Below are 22163 nucleotides of genomic sequence, written 5' to 3' on the forward strand. Positions count from 1 at the left end.
CTCTGACCTGCGGTTTCACCACTCCCAGCATCGCCTTCCCGTGGGCGTGCCAAGTTGTTCCATGTGATTTCGCCCAGCGTATGCAGGGGAGCCCCCATCATGTGCTCATGCCCGCTTTTGTCACCCTGTCCGGGCGCTCCGTGCGCCTGGAACCACTCAGCCTCGCGGTGGTCGACGACCTGGTCATCGCGGCGAGTGAAGACCGTTCCACCTACGCCTTCACTCGGGTTCCCGTAGGCCGGGAAGAGATGACCTCGTACGTCGAGGCCGCTCTGGCTGAGCAGGCGGACGGCCGCACGTTGCCGTTCGCCATCCGGTGGCTGCACACCGACCGCGTCGTCGGTGCCACCCGTCTCATGCACCTGGAGTACTGGCAGGGCCCCCTGCCGTGGCCTCCGGGCACGCGGGGCGCGGTGGGCGAGGTCCCGTCCGTGGCGGACATCGGTTACACCTGGCTGGCCGCATCGGCCCAGGGCACCAGCGTGAACCGGGAGAGCAAGTACCTGATGCTCTCGCTCGCCTTCGAGACCTGGCAGGTCCACCGCATCACCCTGAAAGCAGACGTACGCAACGAACGATCCCGGGCCGCCATCGAGGCCCTCGGCGCACACCTGGACGGTGTGCGGCGGGCGGACAGCCGAGGCGCCGACGACACGGTCCGAGATACGGCGTACTACTCCATCCTGAGTTCCGAATGGCCGGCGGTCCGAGAACGGATGCGCACGAGGCTCGGCCTCCTGGAAGCCGCGTGACCCCCCTCTCCCTTCGATGAACTCATGGAACGGACGGCCCGCCGGGAAGCTTCGCGCTTTCCCGGCGGGCCGTGTTGTTTATCCGCATATGCCGCATATGCCCTACATGTCGCTATGTCGTGCTGTCTCTCCGCATGTTCAGGTCTTCTCCCGGAGGCGGAGGTGAGGGTTTCCCTTGGTTCCCCCCATGGGCGCCCTCACCGCCGCCTCCGAGATCCCCCCGCCGGTTCCCCGCCGGACGTTCCCGCCGCGTGAGTCCCCTCCAGGGTGGTGCCGCCGTGTGCTCCCTGCCGGCCCTTACGCGATCCCCACGTTCCCCCGTGACGATCCTCGTTCAGCCCCGCCGGTGTGCTCGTGCTGCCGGTGAGCAGAGCTCACTCGTCGTCCTGGTCGGCCTCGTAGACGTAGTCCCAGCGGCCGCAGTAGACCTTCTTGTCGCGGTTGTCGTCCCAGTAGCAGACCCGGACCTGGGCGTTGTCCACGTCCCTCTCCCAGAAGTGGAAGGTCCGGTAGCCGTTGGAGCCGCACTTGATGGCCGAGTCGATCGACTCGTCGCCGTCGGCGTTCTCGAACTTGACCTGGACGTAACCGCACAGCCAGCGCGGGGAGTCCTTGTCGTACAGCCGGCCGCTGACGTGGAGCCGGTCGGCACCGTCGACCCACACGTCGCCGCGGGCTTTGGCGCGCGAGCCGTGGAAGTACTTGCTGTAGTCGTAGCCCCAGCTGTCCTCGAAGTCGTCGAGGGCGGAGGCGCTGACCTTGGTCGTGGCGGCGCTCGCCGAGGTGGCGAGGGCGGGCACACCCACCGCGAGGACGGTGGTGGCCGCGGCGAGTCCGAGGATGGTGCGGATGGAGCGGCGCATCTGGTTCTCCTGTTCGAGGGTTCCCCGGTGTTCTCCTGCTGCCGGGGTGGTACGTGATTAGTGAAAGCCCGACCGCCTGCAGGACGCTTACAACGGCCTTACGCCGCCTGCAGGTCGCTTGAGAAGGTGGTCACGCCGTATACCGGTGACCGCGAAGGGGCTCCGTGGAGCCGAGCCGTGCGGTGAATCCCCGAGAGCCCGTCGTCCCGGCGCCGGCGAACGCCGCCCGGGGAGGGCTGAATATGCGGCCCTGCCGGATCCGTGTCAGGAGCCGGATCCGGCGAAGATGGCCGGCGCCTCGCGCGACCGCCCCCGCACAGGGGCCGCGCTCGACTGCCCTCAGCATGAACCCGCCCGGTCAACGCGAAATTAACGGGGAATCAACGGACGTCGTACGCGTCCGGCTCGCCCGCCCTGGTGCGCACCGGGTCCCGACCGGCCGGGGGAGTTGCGTGGGGTTGCGTAGGAGCTGACCGGAAAACGACGCGGAATCAACGCCTGGATTAACGTCAGGGCCGCCGCATAGGGCTGAAAGCATCGGGGGATCTATGCTTTGCATTGAATCGGCTAAAGGGTGGGGAACTCGGACATGGCTAGTCAGGGAGACGAGGCTGGCCTTCGCTTCGCGGTCCTCGGACCGGTGCTCGCCTGGCGGGACGGCCGGGAGCTGGAGCTGGGCACGCCGCTGCAACGGTCCATCCTCGCCATGCTGCTGCTCCGCGAGGGCCGCGCGGTGTCCCCCACGGAGATGATCGACGCCATCTGGGGGGACGACGCGCCGCCGCGGGCGCTCGGCGCGCTGCGGACGTACGTCTCCCGGCTGCGCGCCGTCCTCGAACCGGACCGCTCCCCTCGCATGCGCCCTGAGCTGCTCACCTCGGTCGGGCGCGGGTACGCGCTGCGGCTCCCGCCCGGCGCGTTCGACCTGGCCGAGTTCGAGCGTCTCGTCGCCGAGGCCGAGACCGAGCGCAGGAACGACGACCCGGCGGCGGCCGCGGCCACCCTGCGCCGGGCGCTCGGCCTGTGGTCGGGCGAGCCGCTGGCCGGCGCCGTCGGGCCGTACATCGAGAGCCAGCGCGGCCGGCTCGTCGAGCGCCGCGTCGGCGTGGTCGAGACCCTCATGGAGCTGGACCTCGAACTGGGCCGGCACGCCGACGTGGTCCACGAGCTGATCGCGCTCATCGCCGAGCACCCCCTCAGGGAGCGCCTGCGCGGGCAGCTCATGCTGGCCTACTACCGCTGCGGACGGCAGGCGGACGCGCTCGCGGTCTTCGGCGACATCCGCCGCGCCCTGGTCGAGGAGCTCGGCATCGACCCCGGCCGCGAACTGGCCTCGCTCCACCAGCGCATCCTCGCCGCCGACCCCGGCCTGGCCTGGACACGGCGCGCGCCCTCCCCCGACGGGGACGGCCCCGGCAGGGACGCGCGCGCCCCCTCGGCCGAGGCGCCGGCCGCCGAGGACGCCGAGTACGAGGGCGTCCAGGAGATGCCGCGCCCCGCGCAGCTCCCCGCCGCCGTGAGCGACTTCACCGGGCGCAGGGAGGTCGTCAACCGGCTGCGCACGCTGCTGACCAGCGCGGGCGGGGCCGAGGGCGTGCCCGTGGCCGCGGTGTCGGGCATCGGCGGCGTCGGCAAGACCGCCTTGGCCGTCCACGTCGCCCACTCGCTGCACGAGGTGTTCCCTGACGGGCAGTTGTACGCGGACCTGCGCGGCTACGGCGAGGAGCCGACGGCCCCGGAGTCGGTGCTGGCCGCGTTCCTGCGCGCGCTCGGGCTGCCGGTCGACATCATCCCCGACGGGCTGGCCGAGCGGGGCGCGCTGTTCCGCTCGCTGCTCGCCGACCGCCGCATGATCGTGCTGCTCGACAACGCCCGCGACGCCGAGCAGGTCGAGCACCTGCTGCCGGGCACGGCGGGCTGCGCGGCGATCGTGACCAGCCGCGTCAAGCTGGCCGACCTGCCGTCCGCCCGCCTGGTCGACCTGGAGGTGATGGAGCCGGAGGAGGCGCTGAGCCTGTTCGCGGCCGTCGCCGGGCCCGAGCGCGTCGCCGTCGAGCGCGCCGCGGCCATGGACGTGGTCGCCATCTGCGGTTTCCTCCCGCTCGCCGTCCGCATCGTCGCGGCCAGGCTCGCGGCGCGGCCCGGGTGGACCGTGGCCTCGCTCGTCCCGCGGCTGGCCGACGAGCGGCGGCGGCTGGACGAGATGCGCATCGGCCACCTGGCCGTGGACGCCACCTTCTCCCTCGGGTACGGCCACCTGGACGCGGGGCAGGCCCGCGCGTTCCGGCTGCTGTCGCTGCCGAACGGCCCGGACATCTCGGTGCAGGCGGCGGCCGCGCTGCTGGACCTCACCATGATCGAGACCGAGGACATGCTGGAGTCCCTGGTCGACGTGAGCTTGCTGGAGGCGCCCGCGCCGGGCCGGTACCGCTACCACGACCTGCTCCGGCTGTTCGCGCGCCGGCACGCCGAGGCGAACGAGGGCGCGGACGCCGGGGGGCCCGCGACGCGGCGGCTGCTCGGGTTCTACCTTGCCTCGGCGCAGGCCGCGCACCGGCTCGCCTACGAGGGCAGCGTGATCTGGCGGCACCTGACCGCCACCGGGATCACGGGCCGCACGTTCTCCAGCGCCGACGAGGCCGTCCTGTGGCTGACCGTCGAGGCCGAGACGCTGTTCGCCGCGATCGGGCAGGCCGCCGAGTCGGCCCGCACCCCCGAGACGCTGCGGCTGGCCGCCGACCTGCTGCTGGCCATGGAGCCGCTGCTGGAGTCGGGCGCCTTCGTCCGCGAGTTCCACGGCCGCGCGACCACGGTGCTCGTCTCGGCGCAGGCGATCGGCGACAGGCCGGGCGAGCTGCGCTGCCGGTACGTCCTCGGCCGCGTGCTGTTCGGGGCCAACCGGCTGCGCGAGGCGGACGCCGAGTTCCGCGCCGCGCTGGAGCTGGCCGACGCCATCGGCGATCCGATCGTCACCGGCGAGACCTACAACGCGCTCGCGGTCGTCGCGGGGCGCCGCCGCCGCCACGAGGAGGCGCTGGCCTGGTTCGACTCGGCGCTGAAGGCGTTCAAGGAGAGCGGGGCGATCGGCGGCGAGGCGCTGGTGGCGAGCTACTCCTCGCGGGACCACCTGGGCCTCGGCCGCACCGACGAGGCGATCAGCGCCGCCGAGCGGGGCCTCGCGTTGTTCTCCGAGCTCGGCAGCGGGGCCGGGATGGCCCGCGCGCGTTACCAGCTCGGCGTCGTCCTGTCCCGGGTGGGACGGCTGACCGAGGCGGTCGTCCACCACGCCGAGTGCCTGGACTTCTTCCGCGCGGGCGGGCAGAAGGTGTGGGAGCAGCGGATCTGCTGCCGTCTGGCCGAGACGTTCATCAACGCCGAGCGGTACAAGGACGCCGCGCGGCACGCCGAGCAGGCGCTGACCCTGAGCAGGGAGATCGGGCACCCGTACGGCGAGGCCCTGTCACTGACCGTGCTGGGCCGTGCCCTCGCCGGGCTCGGCAGCGTCCGCAGGAGCGGCGACTGCCTGAAGCGGGCCCTGGACATCTTCACCCGGCTCGGATCCCCCGAGGCCGACGACCTTCGCGCCCTGCTGAAGCTCGATCAGGTCAGCGATTAGCTCCCGCACGCTGAAGGGGTCGTCGTCGAGCCGGGTCATTCGCACGTGATTGATCACCTTTGACCTACCGTGTCCCTTTCGAGCAGCACGCGATCCACGCGGCTCAGCGGAAAGTATCCGGATAGGCACTCAACGCTGACGGAATTATGGAAAGCTCATATCCGCCGTTAAGTGCTTGGAGCTTAGATGAATCCGTACTGAAGTGCCCGGCCGGCCGTCTGTCGCCGCGTGACGCCTTGGGGGCCCGGTTGGCTACCGGCATGGCGCCTCGCGACGACCGGCCGCCTCACTCCGGACGACCGGCCGGACATGTCACGGATCTCGAACCCCCCAAGTTCCGTGCACATCGCAAGGCTCCCGCCCGGTGTTCAAAATCCGATCAATGCCGGATCAACATCACGAACCCATCACGATGGACCATGCGGGACATCGGCCGAACAGCCTGGGGCACCGGGACGGATAAGCCCTTCGCAAGCGGCGGTCAAGGGGGTACAGGTACCACAGAGGGGCGCGAGACCCTCACCAGGAGTTGCAAGGAGCGGATCCCCGTGTTGATTCCGTGCTACGCGTGCGAGTCCCGGTTCCGGCCGGGTGAATACTTCGTCGCCTGCCATGACTACAACCGCGGCATGGACCTCGTCGCCTGGACGTGTCCTGCCTGCGGAAACCGCGACGATCTGCGTGTGATGCCGGACGCCATCGGTTTCGGCTATCCCTGGCGGGGCCGCTTCTCCGTCCAGGATCGCTTCCAGGTGCCCGGCCTGCGCCGCCGCCGCCGTGACCTCCGCCTGGACATCAGCCTGGACAAGGACGTGTGGCACGTCCCGACCAAGCTGCGGCAGGTCGCCTAGGCGGCCTTCCCGGCCACCCGATAGGTCAGCTCCGTCCTCCTGGGGAAGCACCGCACCCGGGGCGGTTCCAGCTCCACCGGGCCCACGCCGCCGAACAGAGGGATGCCGGCGCCGAGCAGCACGGGCACGAGGTGGACGCGGATCTCGTCCAGCAGCCCGGCCGCCAGGAACTGCCGGGCGATGTCCGCGCCGCCCATGACGTAGACGCCCCCGTCGCCCGCGACCGCCTGCGCCTGCTCCAGGGCACTGCGCACGCCGTCGGTCACGAACGTGAAGCGCTCGCCGGCGTCGTCCGGCACGTCATGCGAAATCACGAAATAGGGGACGGGCACCGGCGGGTCGCCGCCCCAGCCGCCCGAGACGTCGTACGTCCGCCGGCCCGCGATCACCGCGCCCGTCCACGAGGTCTCCATCAGCTCGCGCACCTCGGGGCCGAAGACGGTCTGGCCGGCGTCGCTGAACACCCACGCGTGCAGCCGCTCGGTGTCGTGGTCCTGGGTCGCGACGAACCCGTCCAGCGACATCGTGATGTCCAGAACGACCGTGCCCATGCCCTCTCCCGATGATCGCCCGCCGGTCCGACCGTACGGGGCGGCGAGGCGCGGGACAAGACACCCGGCGGACGTCAGGGGAGGGCGAGGGCGATCCTGTCGATCTGCCCCAGGTCGGGCGACCAGCAGTACAGCATGACCTCGTCCGCTCCGGCGTCGGTGAACGCGCGGACGGCCCGCCCGACCGCCTCCGGCGTGGTGAGCATGTCCTCGACCACATGGCCGGGCCTCTCAAGGAACCCGTAGTACGCCCGGATCTCCCGCCGCGCCTCCGCCACGACCTCGTCGGGGCCGAGGGCGACGTTGGCCTGCGCCACCAGCCGGGGACGGCCCTCGCGCCCGGCCTCCCGCCACGCCCGCTCGACCGTCCGGAAGAACCTGCCCATCTCGGGCGGAGGGAACATCGCGCCGAGGAACCCGTCGCCCCAGTGCGCCACGCGCTCGGCCGTGGCCGGGACGAACCCCCCGAACAGCACCTCGGGGCCGCCGGGCCGGGCGGGCGCGGGCCCGATCGGGCCGACCCCCTCGCCGTACGGCTCGCCCGCCCAGACGCGCCGCAGCGCCCTCGCCTGCTCGTCCAGGACGCGCCCCCGGCTCCGGCGGTCCACCCCCACCGCGCGGAAGTCGTCGTCGCGGACGCCGACGCCGAGGCCGAGCGTGAAACGCCCGCCCGAGAGGCGGTCGAGCGTCGCGGCCTGCTTGGCGAGCAGCGCGGGCCGGCGCAGCGGCGCGACCAGCACCTCGGTCATCAGCCGGATCGTGGAGGTGGCGCCCGCGACCGCGCCCAGGGTGACCATGGGCTCGGGGTTGCCGTAGACGACGCGGTCGAGCAGGCCCAGGGTGGTGAACGTGGCCGCCTCGGCGCGGCGTGCCCAGGTGAGCAGTTCGTCGACGTCGGCGATCGGAAGGCCGAGGCCCACTCGCATCGCGGCACCCCCCGGGTCGTCAGGGGGGTCGCCTCACTGTACGTCGGCGGCGCGCCCGGGCCGGGTCAGGACGCGCCGGACGTGCCCTTGAGGCTGTGCCACGCGGCCTCGCCGAGCATCCTGATCTCGTCCTCGGTGGGCTGGTGGGCGCCGGAGAACCACAGGCGGCACATCTCGGTCGCGGGTCCGAGCCACAGGACGTAGCACATGGTCGGTTCCACGGGCCGCAGCACGCCGTTCTTCATGTGCGGACGCCACCAGTCCGACACCCGGCGGAAGAAGGCGCGGCGCGCCTCGGCGACCTCGGGGCCGCCCGGCTCCTCGCGGCGGGGCGGACGCTCGCTGATCAGGATGCGGGCCCGCTCCGGGTGGCGTCCGCACCAGGCCATGTGCATGGCGACGATCGCCTCGATGCCGTCCTTGGCGGTGTCGTGCCGGAAGAGCTCGTCGACGAACGCCTGCTGGTACATGGTCGCGATCTCGGAGTACAGCACCCCGAAGACGTGTTCCTTGCTGGCGAAGTGGTGGTAGAAGCTCCCGACGCTGACCCCGCTCTCCTCGCGGAGGCTGGCCAGCGTGGTGGAGGAGACCCCGTCCTGGCTGAAGCGTCGCAGGGCGCCCTCGATGATGCGGGTGCGGCCGTCACGTCCGTTCTTCGCGCTCTTCACAGCGTCAATGGTGACTCAACAGAACCTTGTTCTGCAAACCTCGGGAGTCCGCCGCGGCCTGGACGGCTCACAGGGGCCGACGGGCGCGATGATCCCGACGGTACCGCATGCGACGCACACCTCGGCGTCCGTCATCGTCCTGGACTCCGCGGGGTCACCTGGGTTTGTCAAATAGACTTAGCCGTGGTGAAGGGAGGAAACATGACCGCCTACGATGCCTGCATGAGCGCGCGTACCCCCTTCCGCGTACGGAACTGCTCGATCGAACGCACGCTCACGATCGTGGGCGAGAAGTGGACCTTCCTCGTGCTCCGCGAGGCGTTCAACGGCGTGCGCAGGTTCGCCGACATGCAGGAGGGCACCGGCGCCCCCCGCCAGGTGCTCAGCGCCCGGCTGTCCCGGCTGGTCGAGGAGGGCCTGCTGCGCAAGGTGCCCTACCGCGAGCCGGGCAGGCGCGTCCGCCACGAGTACCGGCTCACCCAGAAGGGCCTCGACCTCTATCCGATCCTCGTGAGCCTGATGCAGTGGGGCGACGTCCACATGGCCGAGTCCGGCCCGCCCGTCGTCCTCACCCACCGCGACTGCGGCGCGCCCGTCGGCGTCCACCTGAGCTGCGCCGAAGGCCACGAGGTGACCTCGCCCCGCGAGGTGACCCCGACGCACGGCCCCGGGGCGCGCCTCGCGGGCTGACCGCTTCAGCGGTGGACGATCCGCAGCACGCGGCGGAAGGCCAGCAGCGAGGCCAGCGCCGCCAGCACCATGAGCACGGCCACCGCCGCCGTCCGCACGATCAGGTACGTCTCGATCGACTCGCTCAGCAGCAGCCACAGGCTCAGCGAGCCGTTGGCGAACTGGACCGTTCCCCACAGCAGCGACAGGTGGACGAAGAACCGCCGCATGCGGGGATGGTCGGTCAGGTGCTCCGGGATCGGCACCAGGTCGGTGGTCACCCGCTGGATCAGCGGGCGCGGCGCGGCGGCCGTCCCGAGGAAGGCCAGGCTCGCGGCGTAGACGCCCAGCGTGGGTTGCAGGAAGAAGATCAGAAGGTCGCCCGTGACCAGCGCGAGCACCGCGCGCACGGTGACCGCCAGCATGGCCAGCAGGACCGTTCCCGGCACGGGCTGCCGCCTGATCAGCCGCAGCACCGCGCCGCCGTACACCCAGGCCACCGCCATGCCCACGCCGCCGAGCTCGCCCGCCGCCAGATAGCCCACGTAGAAGATCGCGACCGGGAGGATCATGCCCTCCAGCACGCGCGGCACCGCGTGCCGGACCAGCACGGAAATCCTCGGAATGGCGGGCCGCGCGACGGGCGACAGGACGAGAGTGGACGCGGTCATGTTCGAGAAGGCTCCTCAAGGACCGGCGCGACGGCATGCCGCAGGCGGGCGACCCAACCGACCGTACGGCATGACCTTCCCCGCCGCCATCGGTTCCACGAGAACATGATCGGAGGCTGGAAGGGCCTTCACCGCCGCCGGGCACGCCCATGGCACGGGGCCGGTGCGCTGGTCGCGGGCGTGGCCGAGTGAAGGACCACCCGGTGCCTTGCCTACCCTGAAGGGCGTGTACCGCTTCCTCTTGACACCGCGCTGGCTGGCCTTCCACGTGCTGGTCCTGGTGCTCATCCCCGCCTTCGTGTTCCTGGGCCGGTGGCAGTTCGGGCGGTACGAGGAACGGTCGGCGGCAAGCGACGTCGCGACGACCAACCTCGCGGCGGCGCCCGTGCCGCTGACCTCGCTGGACAAGCCCGGCGGGTCCGTCCCCGACTCTTCGCGCTTCCGCGCCGTGACGGTCTCCGGGCACTACGATCCGGCCGGCGAGCTGCTGGTCAGGCGCCGTACGCAGAACAGCAAGCCGGGGTACTACGTGATCACCCCGCTGGTGACCGCCGACGGCGCCGCGGTGATCGTCAACCGCGGCTGGGTGCGGGTCGGCGCCACCGCGGAGACGCCTCCCGAGGTGCCGCCGCCCCCTTCCGGTGAGGTAACTGTCACTGGCCGGCTACGTCCCGCGGAGACCGAGGAGAGCACCGGCATCGAGGAGCGCGCAGGCCTCCCCCCGCGCCAGGTTCTGCTGATCGACACCTCCGCGATCGCCGGGCGCGTGCCGTACCGCCTGTACGGCGGCTTCGTCGAGCTGACCGAGCAGCGGCCCGCCGCGGCGAGCGCCCCCGAGCCGGTGCCCGCGCCGGACGTCGGCGGCGGAGGCGGCCTCAACCTGGCCTACGGCGTGCAGTGGTGGCTGTTCATCGCGATCGCGATCGGCGGGTGGATCGCGCTCATCCGCCGCGAGGCGCGCGACCTGAAGGCCGCCGAGGACCAGCCCGCGACGAGCGTCGTCCCGACTACCGGCACCGGTGGGTGAGGGCCGATGCCGTCGATCGTGTGGGTGAAGGACGAGGGCGCCGAGTACGCCCATGTGGAGCTCTCCGGCGGACGCCTCTCGGCGGTGGGGACGGCCGTGGGCGGGGGTCCGGTGCCCTACCGGCTCGAGTACGAGCTGCTGACCGGCCCGCGCTACGTGACCGCCGTCCTGACCGTCCGCAGCGAGGGCGCCGGGTGGACGCGGTCGCTGGACCTGCGGCGGGGGGTGGACGGCGCCTGGTCGATCGGCGCGGACGCCTCCGGAGCGCTGGAGGGCGCCGAGCCCGGCGGCGACGCCTCCCTGCTCGACGGGGCGCTGGACTGCGATCTCGGGCTGTCGCCGCTGACCAACAGCATGCCGGTGCTGCGGCACGCCATGCTCGGCGGCGGCGATCCCGTCGATCTCACGATGGCGTGGGTGAGCGTGCCGCACCTCGCGGTGGTCCGGGACGCCCAGCGCTACACGCCGCTCGGCGGTGGCGTCGTGCGGTACGAGAGCGACGGGTTCCGGGCGGACATCGCCTTCGGGTCCGAGGGGCTGGTCGCCACCTACCCTGGGATCGCCCGGCAGGTCACGGCTTCGTGACCGCATAAATGCGCTCTCATCACGATATTTGGCCAGAGGTCCAGCAGCGCCGGGCGTCGCTCCGCTTGCGAACGGATACCAACCGGAGACCTCCCAGCTTGTGTGGTGTTATTCCTGCGGCATACGGTTTTCCTCGTGAACACATCGCTGCCCCCTGACCCCGAGCCAAGGCGGCGCGACTATGTGATCATGAGCGTCGACGATCACCTGATCGAGCCGCCGGACGTCTTCGAGGGACGGCTCCCGCAGAAGTACGCCGACGTCGCCCCCAAGGTGGTCGAGACCGAGGCCGGCCACCAGGTCTGGCGGTACGGCGGCGGCACCTATTCCTGCGCGGGCATGGACGTCGGCGCCGGCCTGCCCCGCGAGCAGTGGACCCTCGACCCCGTGCGGTTCGAGAACATGCGCCCCGGCTGCCACGACATCGAGGCCCGCATCTCGGACATGGACATCGCGGGCATCTGGGCCGCGATCAACTTCCCCGGCATGCTCGCCGTCCAGTCCGGCATGGCCTTCGCCAAGACCCGCGACCAGGATCTCGGCCTGGCCCTCACGCGCGCCTACAACGACTGGCACTGCGACGTCTGGGCCGGCACCTACCCCGAGCGCATCATCGCCCTGCAGCTCCCCTGGCTCCCCGATCCCGAGGTCGCGGCCAAGGAGATCCGGGCCAACGCCGCGCGGGGCTTCAAGGCGGTCGTCTTCCCCGAGTTCCCGACCCGCCTTCGCCTGCCGTCCATCCACACCGGCCACTGGGACCCGTTCTTCGCCGCCTGTGAGGAGACGGGAACGGTCCTGTGCCTGCACACCGGCGCCTCGTCGTGGTCGCCCGTGCCCTCGCCCGACACCCCGATCGAGGCCATCACCACGATGATCCCGGCCAGCGCGATGTTCGCCTGCGCCGACTGGCTGTGGTCGGGCGTCCCGCTGCGCTTCCCCAAACTGCGCATCCTCATCGTCGAGGGCGGCGTCGGATGGCTCCCCATGCTGTCCGCCCGCGCCGACTACGCCCTCGACCACCCGGTGGCCGGCGAGGCGACCTGGGAGGGGGGCCTGAAGCCGAGCGAGGTCCTGCGCCGCAACTTCTACTTCGGCACGTTGGACGACTACGCCCTGTCCGGCGTGCGCCTCGCCGTGGGCCTCGAGCACGTCCTGCTCGAAAGCGGCTACCCCCGCTCGGAGTCCACCTGGCCCGACGTCCAGAAGGCCCTGGCCCGCAACCTCGGCAGCCTGCCGCCCGCCGACATCGCCCGGGTGGCCTACGGCAACGCCGCCCGCCTCTTCGGCCACCCGTTGCCGTCGCGGGCGTGGCTGCTGCGCGAGGAGCTCTGACCCCGGGCCTCAGACGACCTCGCCGACGACCTTCCTGCGCTCCCAGTCGAGGTAGCGGCCGCTCTCGCCGAGCAGGGACGTCATCAGCCACAGGAACACGCCGAAGTCGTCGGCCACGCCGATCAGCGCGAGGAAGTCGGGGATGACGTCGATCGGCGAGATGATGTAGACGATGCCGAGCCCCATCAGGGCGAGCTTGCCCTTGCCGAGATCGCGGTAGTCCCCGCGCATCGCGCCGGAGACCATTCTCGGCAGTGCCTTCAGGCGGGCGCCCAGGCCGTGGGACCCCGCCCGGGAGACCTCCTGGTAGGCGCGATAGGCCGCCGCCGCGCGCCCGGCCCTGCCCACGGAACCTCCGCGACCCTTGACCATGCCGGCTCCCCTCCGTTCGTGCCGCACGCGCACCGTCGGATACGTCCACCGCCGACTACCCCCGCGCGTACTCCGATAACGTGCGCCCCCTTCGCCCGGTTCCTCCGGGGTGTCCGGTTAGGGCACTGTCACCATCCCGGCAGAGGGCCCGGCAGAGGGGTCGGCGAAGGGGCCGGCGTCTCAGGCGCGCAGCTCGCGCATCGCCGTGAGGAAATCCTTGGTCACCCCGCGCAGCCCGGGCAGATGCGACAGCCCCACGAGCCGGTCGATGAGCGGGACCATCACCTCGATCAGCCGGTACGTGCGCGCGCACCCCGGCGAGGTGTCGTGCACCCAGTACAGGACCATCCCCATCGACGCCAGCCACAACAGCTCGGGCAGCTCCTCGCGCAGCTCGGCGTCGATGCGCGCGTCCGACCCCTCGACGACCCGGCGGTAGACGGCCACCGCCGCCTCCCGCGCGGGGGTGGACTCCCCACTGAACGGGCTGAGCGGGTTGCTCGGCTCTGACGCGTGTTTGAAGAACTTGACGGCGAAGTCGTGGTACGGCTCCGACACCCGCACCCAGGCGCCCAGCACGCCGCTCAGCCGCGCGGCGAACTTGCGCTCCGAGGCCAGCAGATCGCGGCACGCGGCCTCGTGCTCGGACTGCGCGCGATCGTAGTAGGCCTGGACGAGCTGTTCCTTGGACGAGAAGTAGTAATAGGCGTTCCCCACGGAGACGCCCGCCTCGGCCGCGATGGCCCGCATCGTCGTCGCCTCGTACCCCCGCTCCCTGAAGAGGCGCAGGGCCGTCTCGACGATGAGATCCCGGGTCTTCTCTCCTCCGCGCGCTCTGGGCGTCGATTCGGCCACGTGGCCACTGTACGGCCCGCAGCCCGTCAAGGTCACAGACGGCCAGCTTGTCCGCCATTTTCGCGCAAAAACACGCAGAGTAGTGGAGTCAGCACTTTCCCCGAATGGGATAGATCCTCGTGGCGGAGGGGCGCCCTGCGACAGAGGACGAATATGGGTTTGCATCCCGGTGGACGCGGGCCCGCGTGGCTCGGTGCCTGCGCGTTGCTCGCCGTGCAGATCACAGTGACGGGGCTGGCCTCGGCGCGGCCCGCCTCCGCTTCCGCCCCACGACGGCCGGCCGCCGCGCACGGGGCCGCGGACGCCGCCCGGCACCGGCCCGACGCGACGTCACCGGCCGCGCGCCACGCCGCGCGCGTCCGCACGCTGAACAACGCGCTGCCCGCCACCCGCTACGCGACCAACGCCCCGCGGCTCGGCCGGGCCGCGGCGGCCGCCCAGGCGCGCACCGGCGTGCTCGGCGCCGCCCTGTGGCGGCAGCACAGGCTCTACCACGCCGTACGCCTGGGGCACGTCCAGGCCGCGCGGCGGCTGCGCCACGCGGGGCTCGGGCGGCGGTCGTCCGGGCACTGCGCGAACCGCCACCGGCGCTCCTGCACCTCGCTGGACACCGTGCGGCTCGGCACCCTGTGGGGAGTGGTCGACCTGAAGCGCCGCAGCCGCTGCCCGCTCGTCGTGACCGGAGGCACCGAGGCCGGCCACGCGCACGGTCCCCGCAGCCACGGCCAGGGCTACAAGCTGGACATCGAACACAACAAGTGCGTCGACCGGTACATCCGCGCGAAGCAGCGGGGCACGGTGCGCGGCGACGGCGCGGGAACCTACTCCGAACGCCGCCCGCAGGGGCACACGGTGTACGCCGACGAGCCGAGCCACTGGGACATCACGTTCCTCTGACGCCCTCGCCGGCGCGGGGTGGGAGCCCCCGGGGGGACTCCCACCGCGGCGGGCTCAGCGGCCCTGGAACTCGGCCGCGACCAGCTCGGCGATCTCGGCGGTGTTGAGCGCCGCGCCCTTGCGCAAGTTGTCGCCGCACACGAACATGTCCAGCGTGTTCGGGAAGTCGAGCGCCTGGCGGATGCGGCCGACGTAGGTCGGATCGGTGCCGACGACGTCGGCCGGGGTCGGGAACACGCCGTTCTCGGGGTCGTCCAGCACGACCACCGTGGGGGCCGCCCCCAGGACCGCCCGGGCGTCCTCGACCGTCACCGGCCCCTCGAACGTGGCGTGGACCGCCAGCGAGTGGGTGGTGACCACGGGGACCCGCACGCAGGTCGCCGAGACCTTCAGGTCCGGGATGCCGAGGATCTTCCGGGACTCGTTGCGGACCTTGAGCTCCTCGGAGAACCAGCCGTCGCCCTTGTAGGACCCGGCGGCCGGGACCACGTTGAAGGCCAGCGGCGCGGGGAACGGCGAGTCGACCAGGTCGGGGACGGCCTTGCGGACGTCGCCGGCCACCGTGCCGAGCGTGCGGTTGCCCGCCACCGCCTCGACCTCGTCGTAGAGCCGCTCGGGCCCGGAGACGCCCATGCCGGACACGGCCTGGTAGGACGCCACGACCAGCTCGCGCAGGCCGTACGCGCGGTGCAGGGCGCCGAGCGCGGCCATCATCGACAGCGTCGTGCAGTTGGGGTTGGCGATGATGCCCCGGGGACGCTCGCGCACCTGCTCGGGGTTGCACTCCGGCACCACCAGCGGCACCTGCGGGTCCATGCGGAAGGCGCCGGAGTTGTCCACCGCCACCGCGCCGCGGGCCGCCGCGATCGGCGCCCACTCGGCCGACACCTCGTCCGGCACGTCGAACATGGCGACGTCCACGCCGTCGAACGCCTCGGGCGAGAGGGCGATGACCTCGACCTCCTCGCCACGGACCCGCAGCCGCCTGCCCGCGGAGCGCGCGGAGGCGATCAGGCGGATCTCGCCCCATACGTCGGGACGGCCGGACAGGATCTCCAGCATCACCGTGCCGACGGCCCCGGTGGCCCCGACGACGGCGAGAGTGGGCTTGGTGTTCACTGCGGGGGAACCTTCCTGGCCGGTGTGGTCGGACGGGACGCTCATCTGCCGGTACCTCCGTAGACGACGGCCTCGACCTGGTCGGCGTCGAGGTCGAAGGCGCGGTGTGCGGCGGTGACGGCGGCGTCGACGTCCTCCTGCCCCACGATGACCGAGATGCGGATCTCGGAGGTGGAGATCATCTCGATGTTGACGCCGGCGTCGGCCAGCGCGCCGAAGAAGGTGGCGGTGACGCCCGGGTGGGAGCGCATGCCCGCACCCACCAGCGACACCTTGCCGATCTGGTCGTCGAAGAGGATCTTCTCGAAGCCGATCTCGCTCTGGATGCGCTTGAGCGCCGTGACGGCGACCGTGGCGTCGGCGGAGGGCAGCGTGAAGGAGATGTCGGTGCGCCCGGTCGCCGCGGCCGAGATGTTCTGGACGATCATGTCGATGTTGATCTCGGCGTCCGCGAGCGTCCTGAAGATGGCCGCCGCCTCGCCGACCTTGTCGGGCACCCCGACCACGGTGATCTTCGCCTCGCTGCGGTCGTGCGCGACGCCGGAGATGATCGGCTGCTCCATCACGTTTCCTTCGGTATAGGGGTCGGAGACGACCCAGGTGCCTTCCCTGCTGCTGAAGGAGCTCCGGACATGGATCGGCAGGTCGAACCGCCGGGCGTACTCCACACAGCGCAGGTGGAGGATCTTGGCGCCGCACGCGGCCATCTCCATGGCCTCCTCGTAGGCGATGCGAGGAATCTGGCGCGCGGCGGAGACGATGCGCGGATCGGCGGTGAAGATGCCGTCGACGTCGGTGTAGATCTCGCAGACGTCGGCCTCCAGCGCCGCCGCCAGCGCGACCGCCGTCGTGTCCGAGCCGCCGCGGCCGAGCGTCGTGATGTCCTTGGTGTCCTGCGAGACGCCCTGGAAGCCGGCCACGATCGCGATCTGGCCGATGTTCAGGGCCTCGCGGATGCGGCCGGGCGTCACGTCGATGATGCGCGCCTTGCCGTGCGTGGAGTCGGTGATCACCCCGGCCTGCGAGCCGGTGAAGGACCGGGCCTCGTGGCCGAGGTTGGCGATCGCCATGGCCAGCAAGGCCATCGAGATGCGCTCGCCCGCGGTCAGCAGCATGTCGAGCTCGCGGCCGGGAGGCAGCGGCGACACCTGCTGGGCGAGGTCGAGCAGCTCGTCGGTCGTGTCACCCATCGCCGAGACGATGACCACGACGTCGTTGCCGGCTTTTTTCGTCGCGACGATCCGCTGGGCCACACGCTTGATGCGCGATGCGTCGGCGACGGAGGAACCACCGTATTTTTGGACAACGAGCGCCACGGGATGTCTCCCAAAGGTTCGGTCTGCGGAGCTCACAGTCTACTTGGGCGCTCTGCGGAGCCGACTGAATTACCCACTATGTGGACAACCGGGCACTTCACGCCGTCTGTACGGCCGTTCCTCCGCGCGGGACCGCCCTCGCGGATCAGGCGATCGTCGACTCCTCCACGACGTCCAGGCGCGTGTGCGCGACGAGCGCCTGCAGGGCGCGCAGCGCCGCGCCGGCGTGGTTGCCCCAGGTGTTGAAGTAGGAGTACTGCCACCACCACAGGGCCTCCAGCGGACGCCCGGCCCGGTAGTGGCCGAGGCCGTGGACCAGGTCGGCGGCGACCGCGGTGAGGTCGTCCGACAGGCGGTAGTGCGTGACGCCGGTGTCCTTGTACGGGTCGAAGACCTCGACGTAGTCGTCCACGGGGCCGAGGCGTGTGGCGAGCGCCGTGCGCATGCCGTCCAGGTCGGGGTCGGGACCGGTCGCGGGCTCGACGTTGCCCTGCAGGATCACGTCCTGAACGGCCCCGAGCTGGGCGCCCGCCAGGCTGACCTGCGAGACCTCGACCAGCAGCATCGCGAGTATGGCGTCACCGCCCTCACCGCCGGCGAGCCTCGTCAGCCCGTCGAGGTAGTTCTGCGTGTGCGCCGCGACGCTGTCGGCCAGAGCATTCCACTCGTCAAACATCCAGCAACCTCCGTCCTTCGAAAGCGCGGCCCAAAGTGACCTCGTCGGCGTACTCGAGGTCTCCGCCCACCGGCAGTCCGCTGGCCAATCGTGTGACTTTCAAACCCATGGGTTTGACCAGACGCGCGAGATAGGTCGCCGTGGCCTCCCCTTCGAGGTTCGGGTCGGTCGCCAGGATCAGCTCGGTGACCTGCCCGTCCGCCAGCCGCGTCATCAGCTCGCGGATCCGCAGATCGTCGGGACCCACCCCCTCGATAGGGCTGATCGCCCCGCCGAGAACGTGGTAGCGCCCGCGGAACTCGCGGGTCTTCTCGATGGCCACGACGTCCTTGGGCTCCTCGACCACGCAGATGACGTGCGGGTCGCGCCGGGCGTCCCGGCAGATCCGGCACTCCTCCTCGGACGCGACGTTGCCGCAGACCCGGCAGAAGCGGACCTTCTCCTTGACCTCCAGCAGCGCGTGCGCCAGGCGTTTGACGTCGACCGGGTCCGCGGCCAGCAGGTGGAAGGCGATGCGCTGCGCGCTCTTCGGACCGACGCCGGGCAGCAGGCCGAGCTCGTCGATCAGGTTCTGGACGACCCCCTCGTACATGACGGTCAGAACCCTGGCAGCTGGAATCCGCCCCCGCCGAGCCCCTGCGCCAGCGGGCCGAGCTTCTCCTGCTGGAGCTCGCTGGCCGCGCGGACGGCGTCGCGCACCGCGGCGATCACCAGGTCGGCGATCGTGTCGGCCGTGTCCTGCGGGTCGCCGGCGTCGACGGCCTTGGGACTGATCTTCAGCTCCAGCAGCTCACCGCTGCCGTTGACGGTCGCGACGACGAGGCCGCCTCCTGCGGACCCCTCGATCTGCGCGTCGCTGAGCTCCTGCTGGGCCGTCGCGAGCTGCTGCTGCATGAGCTGCGCCTGCTCCAGCAACTGCTGCAGATTGACATCCCCTGGATTCACGATCGTGCGCTCCTCATGGCTTCGCGTGTGGCACGAGCCTACGGGGTTTGCCACGCATGTTGCACTGGCGCACGGTGGTGTTCGGACCGCCGCCCCCGCCGGGCGCGCCGCGCCCGCGCGGCCCGCCGCAGGTCGGAGCCGGGGAGGTGACGGCGGTGGCGGGGCCGGGTGTGCCTGTGGGGACGAGGTTCCCGGCGCGCCGCGGCGGACCGGCCGCGCGCCGGGGAGCGCTCCTCGGCCCCGGACCGGCCGGGCCTCGCCGCGGGACGCGCGGACGCCGCCGGTTCCCGCCGGGTCACGAGCGCCTGCGGCCGGCGTCAACCCCCGCTCCCCATGGAGGGCAGGACCTTCCGCTTCCGCCCATGCGCGTGCCAACGGCGCGCCGGATCGGGTCATGAAACGCCAACCCCCGACAAGGAATCGGCAAGGACGCTAGCCGTGGTCGATCTCGCCGATGATCTGACCGCCCAGTTCGCGCTGGACCAGGGCCATGCCGGTCAGCGCGTCGGCGTCGGCGTCCGCGTCGTTGAGCGGGTCGACCTCGTCGGCGTCCGTGACCCCGGAGCCGGCACGGCCGGGCACCGCGTCCGGCCAGCCGGCCGCGCCCGCCTGCCGGGGACCGGCCTGCGCCGCGGCGTTCGCCGCCGAGCGCGCCGCCGCGAGCCCCCCGCTCGCCGGGCCGCGTCCGCCGCCGGGAGGGCCGCCGACGTCGTCCGGGGGCGGGGCGTCCGGCCAGGGGTCGTCATCGGACTGCGCCGCCGGAGCCTGGGGCCGCCCGGCCGGCTGCCGCCGCGCGGGCGCCTGCGGGGCAGGAGACGGGGGCGGGGGCGCCTGCGGGGCGGGAGCGTTCTCGGGCCGGGACGGCGCCGGGCGGGCCGCGGGCGGAGCATGCCGCGCCGGCGCGCCTCCCGCCGGGGGTCCCGACGATCCGGCGACGACGGCCTCGACCTTCCACGTGCCGCCCATGACCTCGGCGATCGCCGCCGCCACCACGGTGTCCTTGGTGCCGTTGACGAAGTAGCGCATGGCGCCGACCTGGCTGTAGCCCAGGGTGACGATGTTGCCCTCGACGCCGATGACCTCGGCGTGCGTGCTCACGTTGGCCCAGACCGCCGGGGAACGCCGCTTGAGCGTGTCGAGCACCTGCGGCCAGGTGTGCTGCAGGGCGCCGCCCTGCGGGGCCACCCGGGGAGCGGGGGCGGGATCGGAGGCGGGCTCCGGGCGGCTCGGCTGCCCGCCCGACCCCGGCTTCGCCGCGGCGGGCCAGTCGTCGCCCGCGGGACGCGCCGCGGGCGGGCGGGGCTCGGCCCGCTCCGCCTCCTCAACGCGCGGGGCGGGCGCGGCGGGCTCGGCACGTGCCACGGGCCGCGGGGCGGGCGGAGGCTCGGCGGACGCCGCGACGGCGGCCGGCGCCGCGGCCACGACCCCGCCGCGCTCCAGGCGCTCCAGGCGGGCCATCATCGCCGCCTCGCCCCCCTCGGCGCCGGGGAGCAGCACGCGGGCGCACATGAGCTCCAGGAGCAGCCTCGGGGACGTCGCGCCGCGCATCTCGGTCAGCCCGGCGTTGAACACCTCGGCCGCCCGGGTCAGCTCGGCGGGCCCCATCGAGGCCGCCTGCGCGGCGAGCCGCTCCAGCTCGTCGGCCGGATGGTCGAGCAGGCCGCTGGACGTCGCCTCGGGGACGTTGGCGATCACCACCAGGTCGCGGAAGCGCTCGAGGAGGTCGGCGGCGAACCGGCGCGGATCGTGACCCCCCTCGATGACCCGGTGGACCGCCGCGAAGACCTTGGCCCCGTCGCGCCGCGCGAACGCGGTGACGATCTCGTCCAGCAGGTCGGCGTCGGTGTACCCCAGGAGCGAGACGGCGCGGGCGTAGGTGATCCCGGCGTCGTCCGCGCCGGCCAGGAGCTGGTCGAGGATCGACAGCGAGTCACGGGCCGACCCGGCGCCCGCGCGCACGACCAGCGGCAGCGCGGCCGGCTCGTACGGCACGGACTCGGAGCCGAGGATCTCCTCCATCAGCTGGCGCAGCGTCGCCGGCGGCATGAGCCGGAAGGGGTAGTGGTGGGTTCGCGACTTGATGGTGCCGATGACCTTCTCGGGCTCGGTGGTCGCGAAGACGAACTTCAGGTGCGGCGGAGGCTCTTCGACGAGCTTGAGCAGCGCGTTGAAACCCTCGCGGGTCACCATGTGCGCCTCGTCGATGATGTAGATCTTGAACCGCGCGGAGACGGGCGCGAAGAACGCGCGCTCGCGCAGGTCGCGGGCGTCGTCCACGCCACCGTGCGAGGCGGCGTCGATCTCGATGACGTCCAGGTGGCCCGGCCCGGTGGGAGCGAGGGCCACGCAGGACTCGCAGACGCCACAGGGGTCGGGCGTGGGGCCCTTCTCGCAGTTCAGCGAGCGGGCGAGGATGCGCGCGCTGGAGGTCTTGCCGCAGCCACGCGGGCCGCTGAACAGGTAGGCGTGGTTGATGCGCCCGGTGCGCAGCGCCTGTCGGAGCGGCTCGGTGACGTGTTCCTGACCCTTGACCTCGGCGAACGTCCCAGGCCGGTATTTGCGGTAGAGAGCGAGACTCATGCCGTCTCCTCGCCTAGGGGGTCGGAGTGCGAAGCGCCGGCGGCCCGCGGGCGTCACGCGCGGCGATCGGATCGCGCGCCTGACGACGGTGGCCCCAGCGAAGAGACCCCTCGCACACCCGCCAGAGCCCGCTTATCCTTGCTGCCTTCCGGCCCTGGGGAGGTTCACAGGATGACGCCGCGCGAGGGGTCCGGTCACAGTCTAGCCGCGCCCGGCAGTGCTCGTGGCCCCAGAACGCCGATCGAGCCTCCGCCCCCCACACCGAGACCGTTTCGTGCCCGTCCACCGTGGTCCACGCCCCCGCCGAAGTCCGGTAAGCTTCTCGACGGAGGATTCGCCTAGTTGGCCTAGGGCGCACGCTTGGAAAGCGTGTTGGGGGCAACCCCTCAGGAGTTCGAATCTCCTATCCTCCGCGCTTGGTTGAGCAGCACAAACACGAAGGCCCCGGACCGATCCAGCCGGGGCCTTCGTGCTGTCTCCGTCTCAGTCTCCGTCTCGGTTGACGAAGATGATCAGGCGGCCGCCCCGTACCACGAGGGTGACCGCGACACCGGCCGCGCGGAGCTCGCGGGCGAGGGTGACGCGATCCCGGCCACGCGGTGGCAGGAGATGGTCGCGGGGATGGCTGCGACCGCGACCGGGCGCTGCTGGAGTTCTACGTCAGCACTGGGGCACGGGTGAGCGAACTTCTCCTGCTCGCCCTGGAGGACATCGACCGGGCGGGGGGACTCATCTACGTCGCCGCCCTGCGCACCCGGTTGCGCCGACCGGTCCTGGCCTCCGCCGACGCCTTCCGCCACCTCGGCCGTTACCTGGCCGCCGACGACTTCCCGGCCCCGGGCAGCCACTTCGGCGCACCCGCCGCGGCCAGATCCGCCCGATGACGTACCGG

22 protein-coding genes, 1 tRNA gene and 1 other RNA gene are annotated in these 22163 nt (G+C 71.9%); 10 read left to right on the forward strand and 14 right to left on the reverse strand.

Annotation, left to right across the window (positions count from 1 at the left end; genetic code table 11):
- Nucleotides 1-107: 107 nt before the first annotated feature.
- Complete coding sequence (locus BJ981_RS10125; RefSeq protein ID WP_184610226.1) at nucleotides 108-752, forward strand: GNAT family N-acetyltransferase; 645 nt, start codon at nucleotides 108-110, stop codon at nucleotides 750-752.
- 374 nt (nucleotides 753-1126) lie between these two features.
- Here the strand turns inward: BJ981_RS10125 and BJ981_RS10130 are convergent, their stop codons facing one another.
- Nucleotides 1127-1615, reverse strand: coding sequence for a hypothetical protein (locus BJ981_RS10130; protein WP_184610227.1), 489 nt, complete (start codon nucleotides 1613-1615; stop codon nucleotides 1127-1129).
- 589 nt (nucleotides 1616-2204) lie between these two features.
- Between BJ981_RS10130 and BJ981_RS10135 the strand changes: the two genes are divergently transcribed.
- Together BJ981_RS10135 and BJ981_RS10140 are read left to right on the forward strand one after the other, a co-directional pair.
- A complete protein-coding gene (locus BJ981_RS10135; RefSeq protein ID WP_184610229.1) occupies nucleotides 2205-5231 on the forward strand; it encodes an AfsR/SARP family transcriptional regulator in 3027 nt (1008 codons plus the stop codon).
- A gap of 548 nt (nucleotides 5232-5779) precedes the next feature.
- The gene (locus tag BJ981_RS10140) at nucleotides 5780-6082 is read left to right on the forward strand and encodes a hypothetical protein (RefSeq protein ID WP_184610231.1); all 303 of its coding nucleotides are present in this window, start codon (nucleotides 5780-5782) and stop codon (nucleotides 6080-6082) included.
- Here BJ981_RS10140 and BJ981_RS10145 read toward each other — a convergent pair.
- The 3 genes from BJ981_RS10145 to BJ981_RS10155 form a co-directional block, all read right to left on the reverse strand.
- Nucleotides 6079-6633, reverse strand: a complete 555-nt coding sequence (locus BJ981_RS10145; protein ID WP_184610233.1) for a dihydrofolate reductase family protein — start codon at nucleotides 6631-6633, stop codon at nucleotides 6079-6081. The two genes, BJ981_RS10140 and BJ981_RS10145, sit on opposite strands and share 4 nt — an antisense overlap.
- A 74-nt stretch (nucleotides 6634-6707) precedes the next feature.
- Complete coding sequence (locus BJ981_RS10150) at nucleotides 6708-7559, reverse strand: LLM class flavin-dependent oxidoreductase (RefSeq protein WP_184610235.1); 852 nt, start codon at nucleotides 7557-7559, stop codon at nucleotides 6708-6710.
- Nucleotides 7560-7624: 65 nt separating this feature from the next.
- On the reverse strand, nucleotides 7625-8227 hold the full coding sequence (locus tag BJ981_RS10155) for a TetR/AcrR family transcriptional regulator (RefSeq protein ID WP_184610236.1): 603 nt from the start codon (nucleotides 8225-8227) through the stop codon (nucleotides 7625-7627).
- 222 nt (nucleotides 8228-8449) lie between these two features.
- Between BJ981_RS10155 and BJ981_RS10160 the strand changes: the two genes are divergently transcribed.
- Nucleotides 8450-8917, forward strand: coding sequence for a winged helix-turn-helix transcriptional regulator (locus BJ981_RS10160; RefSeq protein WP_184610238.1), 468 nt, complete (start codon nucleotides 8450-8452; stop codon nucleotides 8915-8917).
- A 5-nt stretch (nucleotides 8918-8922) separates the two neighbouring features.
- Here BJ981_RS10160 and BJ981_RS10165 read toward each other — a convergent pair whose 3' ends face one another.
- Nucleotides 8923-9567, reverse strand: a complete 645-nt coding sequence (locus BJ981_RS10165) for a VC0807 family protein (RefSeq protein WP_184610239.1) — start codon at nucleotides 9565-9567, stop codon at nucleotides 8923-8925.
- Between the two features lie 226 nt (nucleotides 9568-9793).
- Here BJ981_RS10165 and BJ981_RS10170 point away from each other — a divergent pair, with 226 nt between their 5' ends.
- The 3 genes from BJ981_RS10170 (at nucleotide 9794) to BJ981_RS10180 (ending at nucleotide 12511) form a co-directional block, all read left to right on the forward strand.
- Nucleotides 9794-10594 carry an SURF1 family cytochrome oxidase biogenesis protein gene (locus BJ981_RS10170; RefSeq protein ID WP_184610241.1) on the forward strand — a complete coding sequence of 267 codons (801 nt, stop codon included), beginning with the start codon at nucleotides 9794-9796 and terminating at the stop codon, nucleotides 10592-10594.
- Between the two features lie 6 nt (nucleotides 10595-10600).
- The gene (locus BJ981_RS10175) at nucleotides 10601-11179 is read left to right on the forward strand and encodes a putative glycolipid-binding domain-containing protein (RefSeq protein ID WP_184610242.1); all 579 of its coding nucleotides are present in this window, start codon (nucleotides 10601-10603) and stop codon (nucleotides 11177-11179) included.
- A 189-nt stretch (nucleotides 11180-11368) separates the two neighbouring features.
- The gene (locus BJ981_RS10180; protein WP_221314680.1) at nucleotides 11369-12511 is read left to right on the forward strand and encodes an amidohydrolase family protein; all 1143 of its coding nucleotides are present in this window, start codon (nucleotides 11369-11371) and stop codon (nucleotides 12509-12511) included.
- A gap of 9 nt (nucleotides 12512-12520) precedes the next feature.
- Here BJ981_RS10180 and BJ981_RS10185 read toward each other — a convergent pair whose 3' ends face one another.
- Together BJ981_RS10185 and BJ981_RS10190 are read right to left on the reverse strand one after the other, a co-directional pair.
- The gene (locus BJ981_RS10185) at nucleotides 12521-12883 is read right to left on the reverse strand and encodes a YkvA family protein (RefSeq protein WP_221314681.1); all 363 of its coding nucleotides are present in this window, start codon (nucleotides 12881-12883) and stop codon (nucleotides 12521-12523) included.
- A 180-nt stretch (nucleotides 12884-13063) separates the two neighbouring features.
- Complete coding sequence (locus tag BJ981_RS10190) at nucleotides 13064-13738, reverse strand: TetR/AcrR family transcriptional regulator (RefSeq protein ID WP_239139346.1); 675 nt, start codon at nucleotides 13736-13738, stop codon at nucleotides 13064-13066.
- Between the two features lie 213 nt (nucleotides 13739-13951).
- Between BJ981_RS10190 and BJ981_RS10195 the strand changes: the two genes are divergently transcribed.
- A complete protein-coding gene (locus BJ981_RS10195) occupies nucleotides 13952-14635 on the forward strand; it encodes a hypothetical protein (RefSeq protein WP_184610248.1) in 684 nt (227 codons plus the stop codon).
- 54 nt (nucleotides 14636-14689) lie between these two features.
- Here the strand turns inward: BJ981_RS10195 and BJ981_RS10200 are convergent, their stop codons facing one another.
- The 7 genes from BJ981_RS10200 to ffs form a co-directional block, all read right to left on the reverse strand.
- Complete coding sequence (locus BJ981_RS10200) at nucleotides 14690-15799, reverse strand: aspartate-semialdehyde dehydrogenase (protein WP_184610250.1); 1110 nt, start codon at nucleotides 15797-15799, stop codon at nucleotides 14690-14692.
- The gene (locus BJ981_RS10205; RefSeq protein WP_184610252.1) at nucleotides 15796-17070 is read right to left on the reverse strand and encodes an aspartate kinase; all 1275 of its coding nucleotides are present in this window, start codon (nucleotides 17068-17070) and stop codon (nucleotides 15796-15798) included. Before BJ981_RS10205 ends, BJ981_RS10200 begins: the two co-directional genes overlap by 4 nt.
- Nucleotides 17071-17215: 145 nt before the next feature.
- Nucleotides 17216-17746: a DUF5063 domain-containing protein gene (locus BJ981_RS10210; protein WP_184610254.1), complete on the reverse strand. Its 531-nt coding sequence runs from the start codon at nucleotides 17744-17746 to the stop codon at nucleotides 17216-17218.
- Nucleotides 17739-18338: a recombination mediator RecR gene (recR, locus tag BJ981_RS10215; protein ID WP_184610256.1), complete on the reverse strand. Its 600-nt coding sequence runs from the start codon at nucleotides 18336-18338 to the stop codon at nucleotides 17739-17741. The genes BJ981_RS10210 and recR overlap by 8 nt, the downstream gene beginning before the upstream one ends.
- Before the next feature lie 5 nt (nucleotides 18339-18343).
- The gene (locus BJ981_RS10220; RefSeq protein WP_203959057.1) at nucleotides 18344-18691 is read right to left on the reverse strand and encodes a YbaB/EbfC family nucleoid-associated protein; all 348 of its coding nucleotides are present in this window, start codon (nucleotides 18689-18691) and stop codon (nucleotides 18344-18346) included.
- Nucleotides 18692-19123: 432 nt separating this feature from the next.
- On the reverse strand, nucleotides 19124-21271 hold the full coding sequence (locus BJ981_RS10225; RefSeq protein ID WP_184610258.1) for a DNA polymerase III subunit gamma and tau: 2148 nt from the start codon (nucleotides 21269-21271) through the stop codon (nucleotides 19124-19126).
- Between the two features lie 98 nt (nucleotides 21272-21369).
- An RNA gene (ffs, locus tag BJ981_RS10230) (signal recognition particle sRNA small type) lies at nucleotides 21370-21465 on the reverse strand.
- A 133-nt stretch (nucleotides 21466-21598) separates the two neighbouring features.
- Between ffs and BJ981_RS10235 the strand changes: the two genes are divergently transcribed.
- Nucleotides 21599-21684: transfer RNA gene (locus BJ981_RS10235), tRNA-Ser, on the forward strand.
- Between the two features lie 186 nt (nucleotides 21685-21870).
- Entirely contained in the window at nucleotides 21871-22155 is a 285-nt protein-coding gene (locus tag BJ981_RS10240) for a tyrosine-type recombinase/integrase (RefSeq protein ID WP_184610260.1), read from the forward strand.
- Nucleotides 22156-22163 lie beyond the last annotated feature (8 nt).

The organism is Sphaerisporangium krabiense, from assembly GCF_014200435.1.
Classification (GTDB): Bacteria; Actinomycetota; Actinomycetes; order Streptosporangiales; family Streptosporangiaceae; genus Sphaerisporangium; species Sphaerisporangium krabiense.

Bases quoted from the DNA above. Each gene is read 5' to 3' on its own strand.
- BJ981_RS10145 (WP_184610233.1), bottom strand. From the start codon at position 6,633: ATGGGCACGGTCGTTCTGGACATCACGATGTCGCTGGACGGGTTCGTC.
- BJ981_RS10175 (WP_184610242.1), top strand. From the start codon at position 10,601: ATGCCGTCGATCGTGTGGGTGAAGGACGAGGGCGCCGAGTACGCCCAT.
- BJ981_RS10180 (WP_221314680.1), top strand. From the start codon at position 11,369: ATGAGCGTCGACGATCACCTGATCGAGCCGCCGGACGTCTTCGAGGGA.
- BJ981_RS10185 (WP_221314681.1), bottom strand. From the start codon at position 12,883: ATGGTCAAGGGTCGCGGAGGTTCCGTGGGCAGGGCCGGGCGCGCGGCG.
- BJ981_RS10160 (WP_184610238.1), top strand. From the start codon at position 8,450: ATGAGCGCGCGTACCCCCTTCCGCGTACGGAACTGCTCGATCGAACGC.
- BJ981_RS10210 (WP_184610254.1), bottom strand. From the start codon at position 17,746: ATGTTTGACGAGTGGAATGCTCTGGCCGACAGCGTCGCGGCGCACACG.
- BJ981_RS10225 (WP_184610258.1), bottom strand. From the start codon at position 21,271: ATGAGTCTCGCTCTCTACCGCAAATACCGGCCTGGGACGTTCGCCGAG.
- BJ981_RS10130 (WP_184610227.1), bottom strand. From the start codon at position 1,615: ATGCGCCGCTCCATCCGCACCATCCTCGGACTCGCCGCGGCCACCACC.
- BJ981_RS10135 (WP_184610229.1), top strand. From the start codon at position 2,205: ATGGCTAGTCAGGGAGACGAGGCTGGCCTTCGCTTCGCGGTCCTCGGA.
- BJ981_RS10150 (WP_184610235.1), bottom strand. From the start codon at position 7,559: ATGCGAGTGGGCCTCGGCCTTCCGATCGCCGACGTCGACGAACTGCTC.
- BJ981_RS10125 (WP_184610226.1), top strand. From the start codon at position 108: ATGCCCGCTTTTGTCACCCTGTCCGGGCGCTCCGTGCGCCTGGAACCA.
- BJ981_RS10165 (WP_184610239.1), bottom strand. From the start codon at position 9,567: ATGACCGCGTCCACTCTCGTCCTGTCGCCCGTCGCGCGGCCCGCCATT.
- BJ981_RS10200 (WP_184610250.1), bottom strand. From the start codon at position 15,799: ATGAGCGTCCCGTCCGACCACACCGGCCAGGAAGGTTCCCCCGCAGTG.
- recR (WP_184610256.1), bottom strand. From the start codon at position 18,338: ATGTACGAGGGGGTCGTCCAGAACCTGATCGACGAGCTCGGCCTGCTG.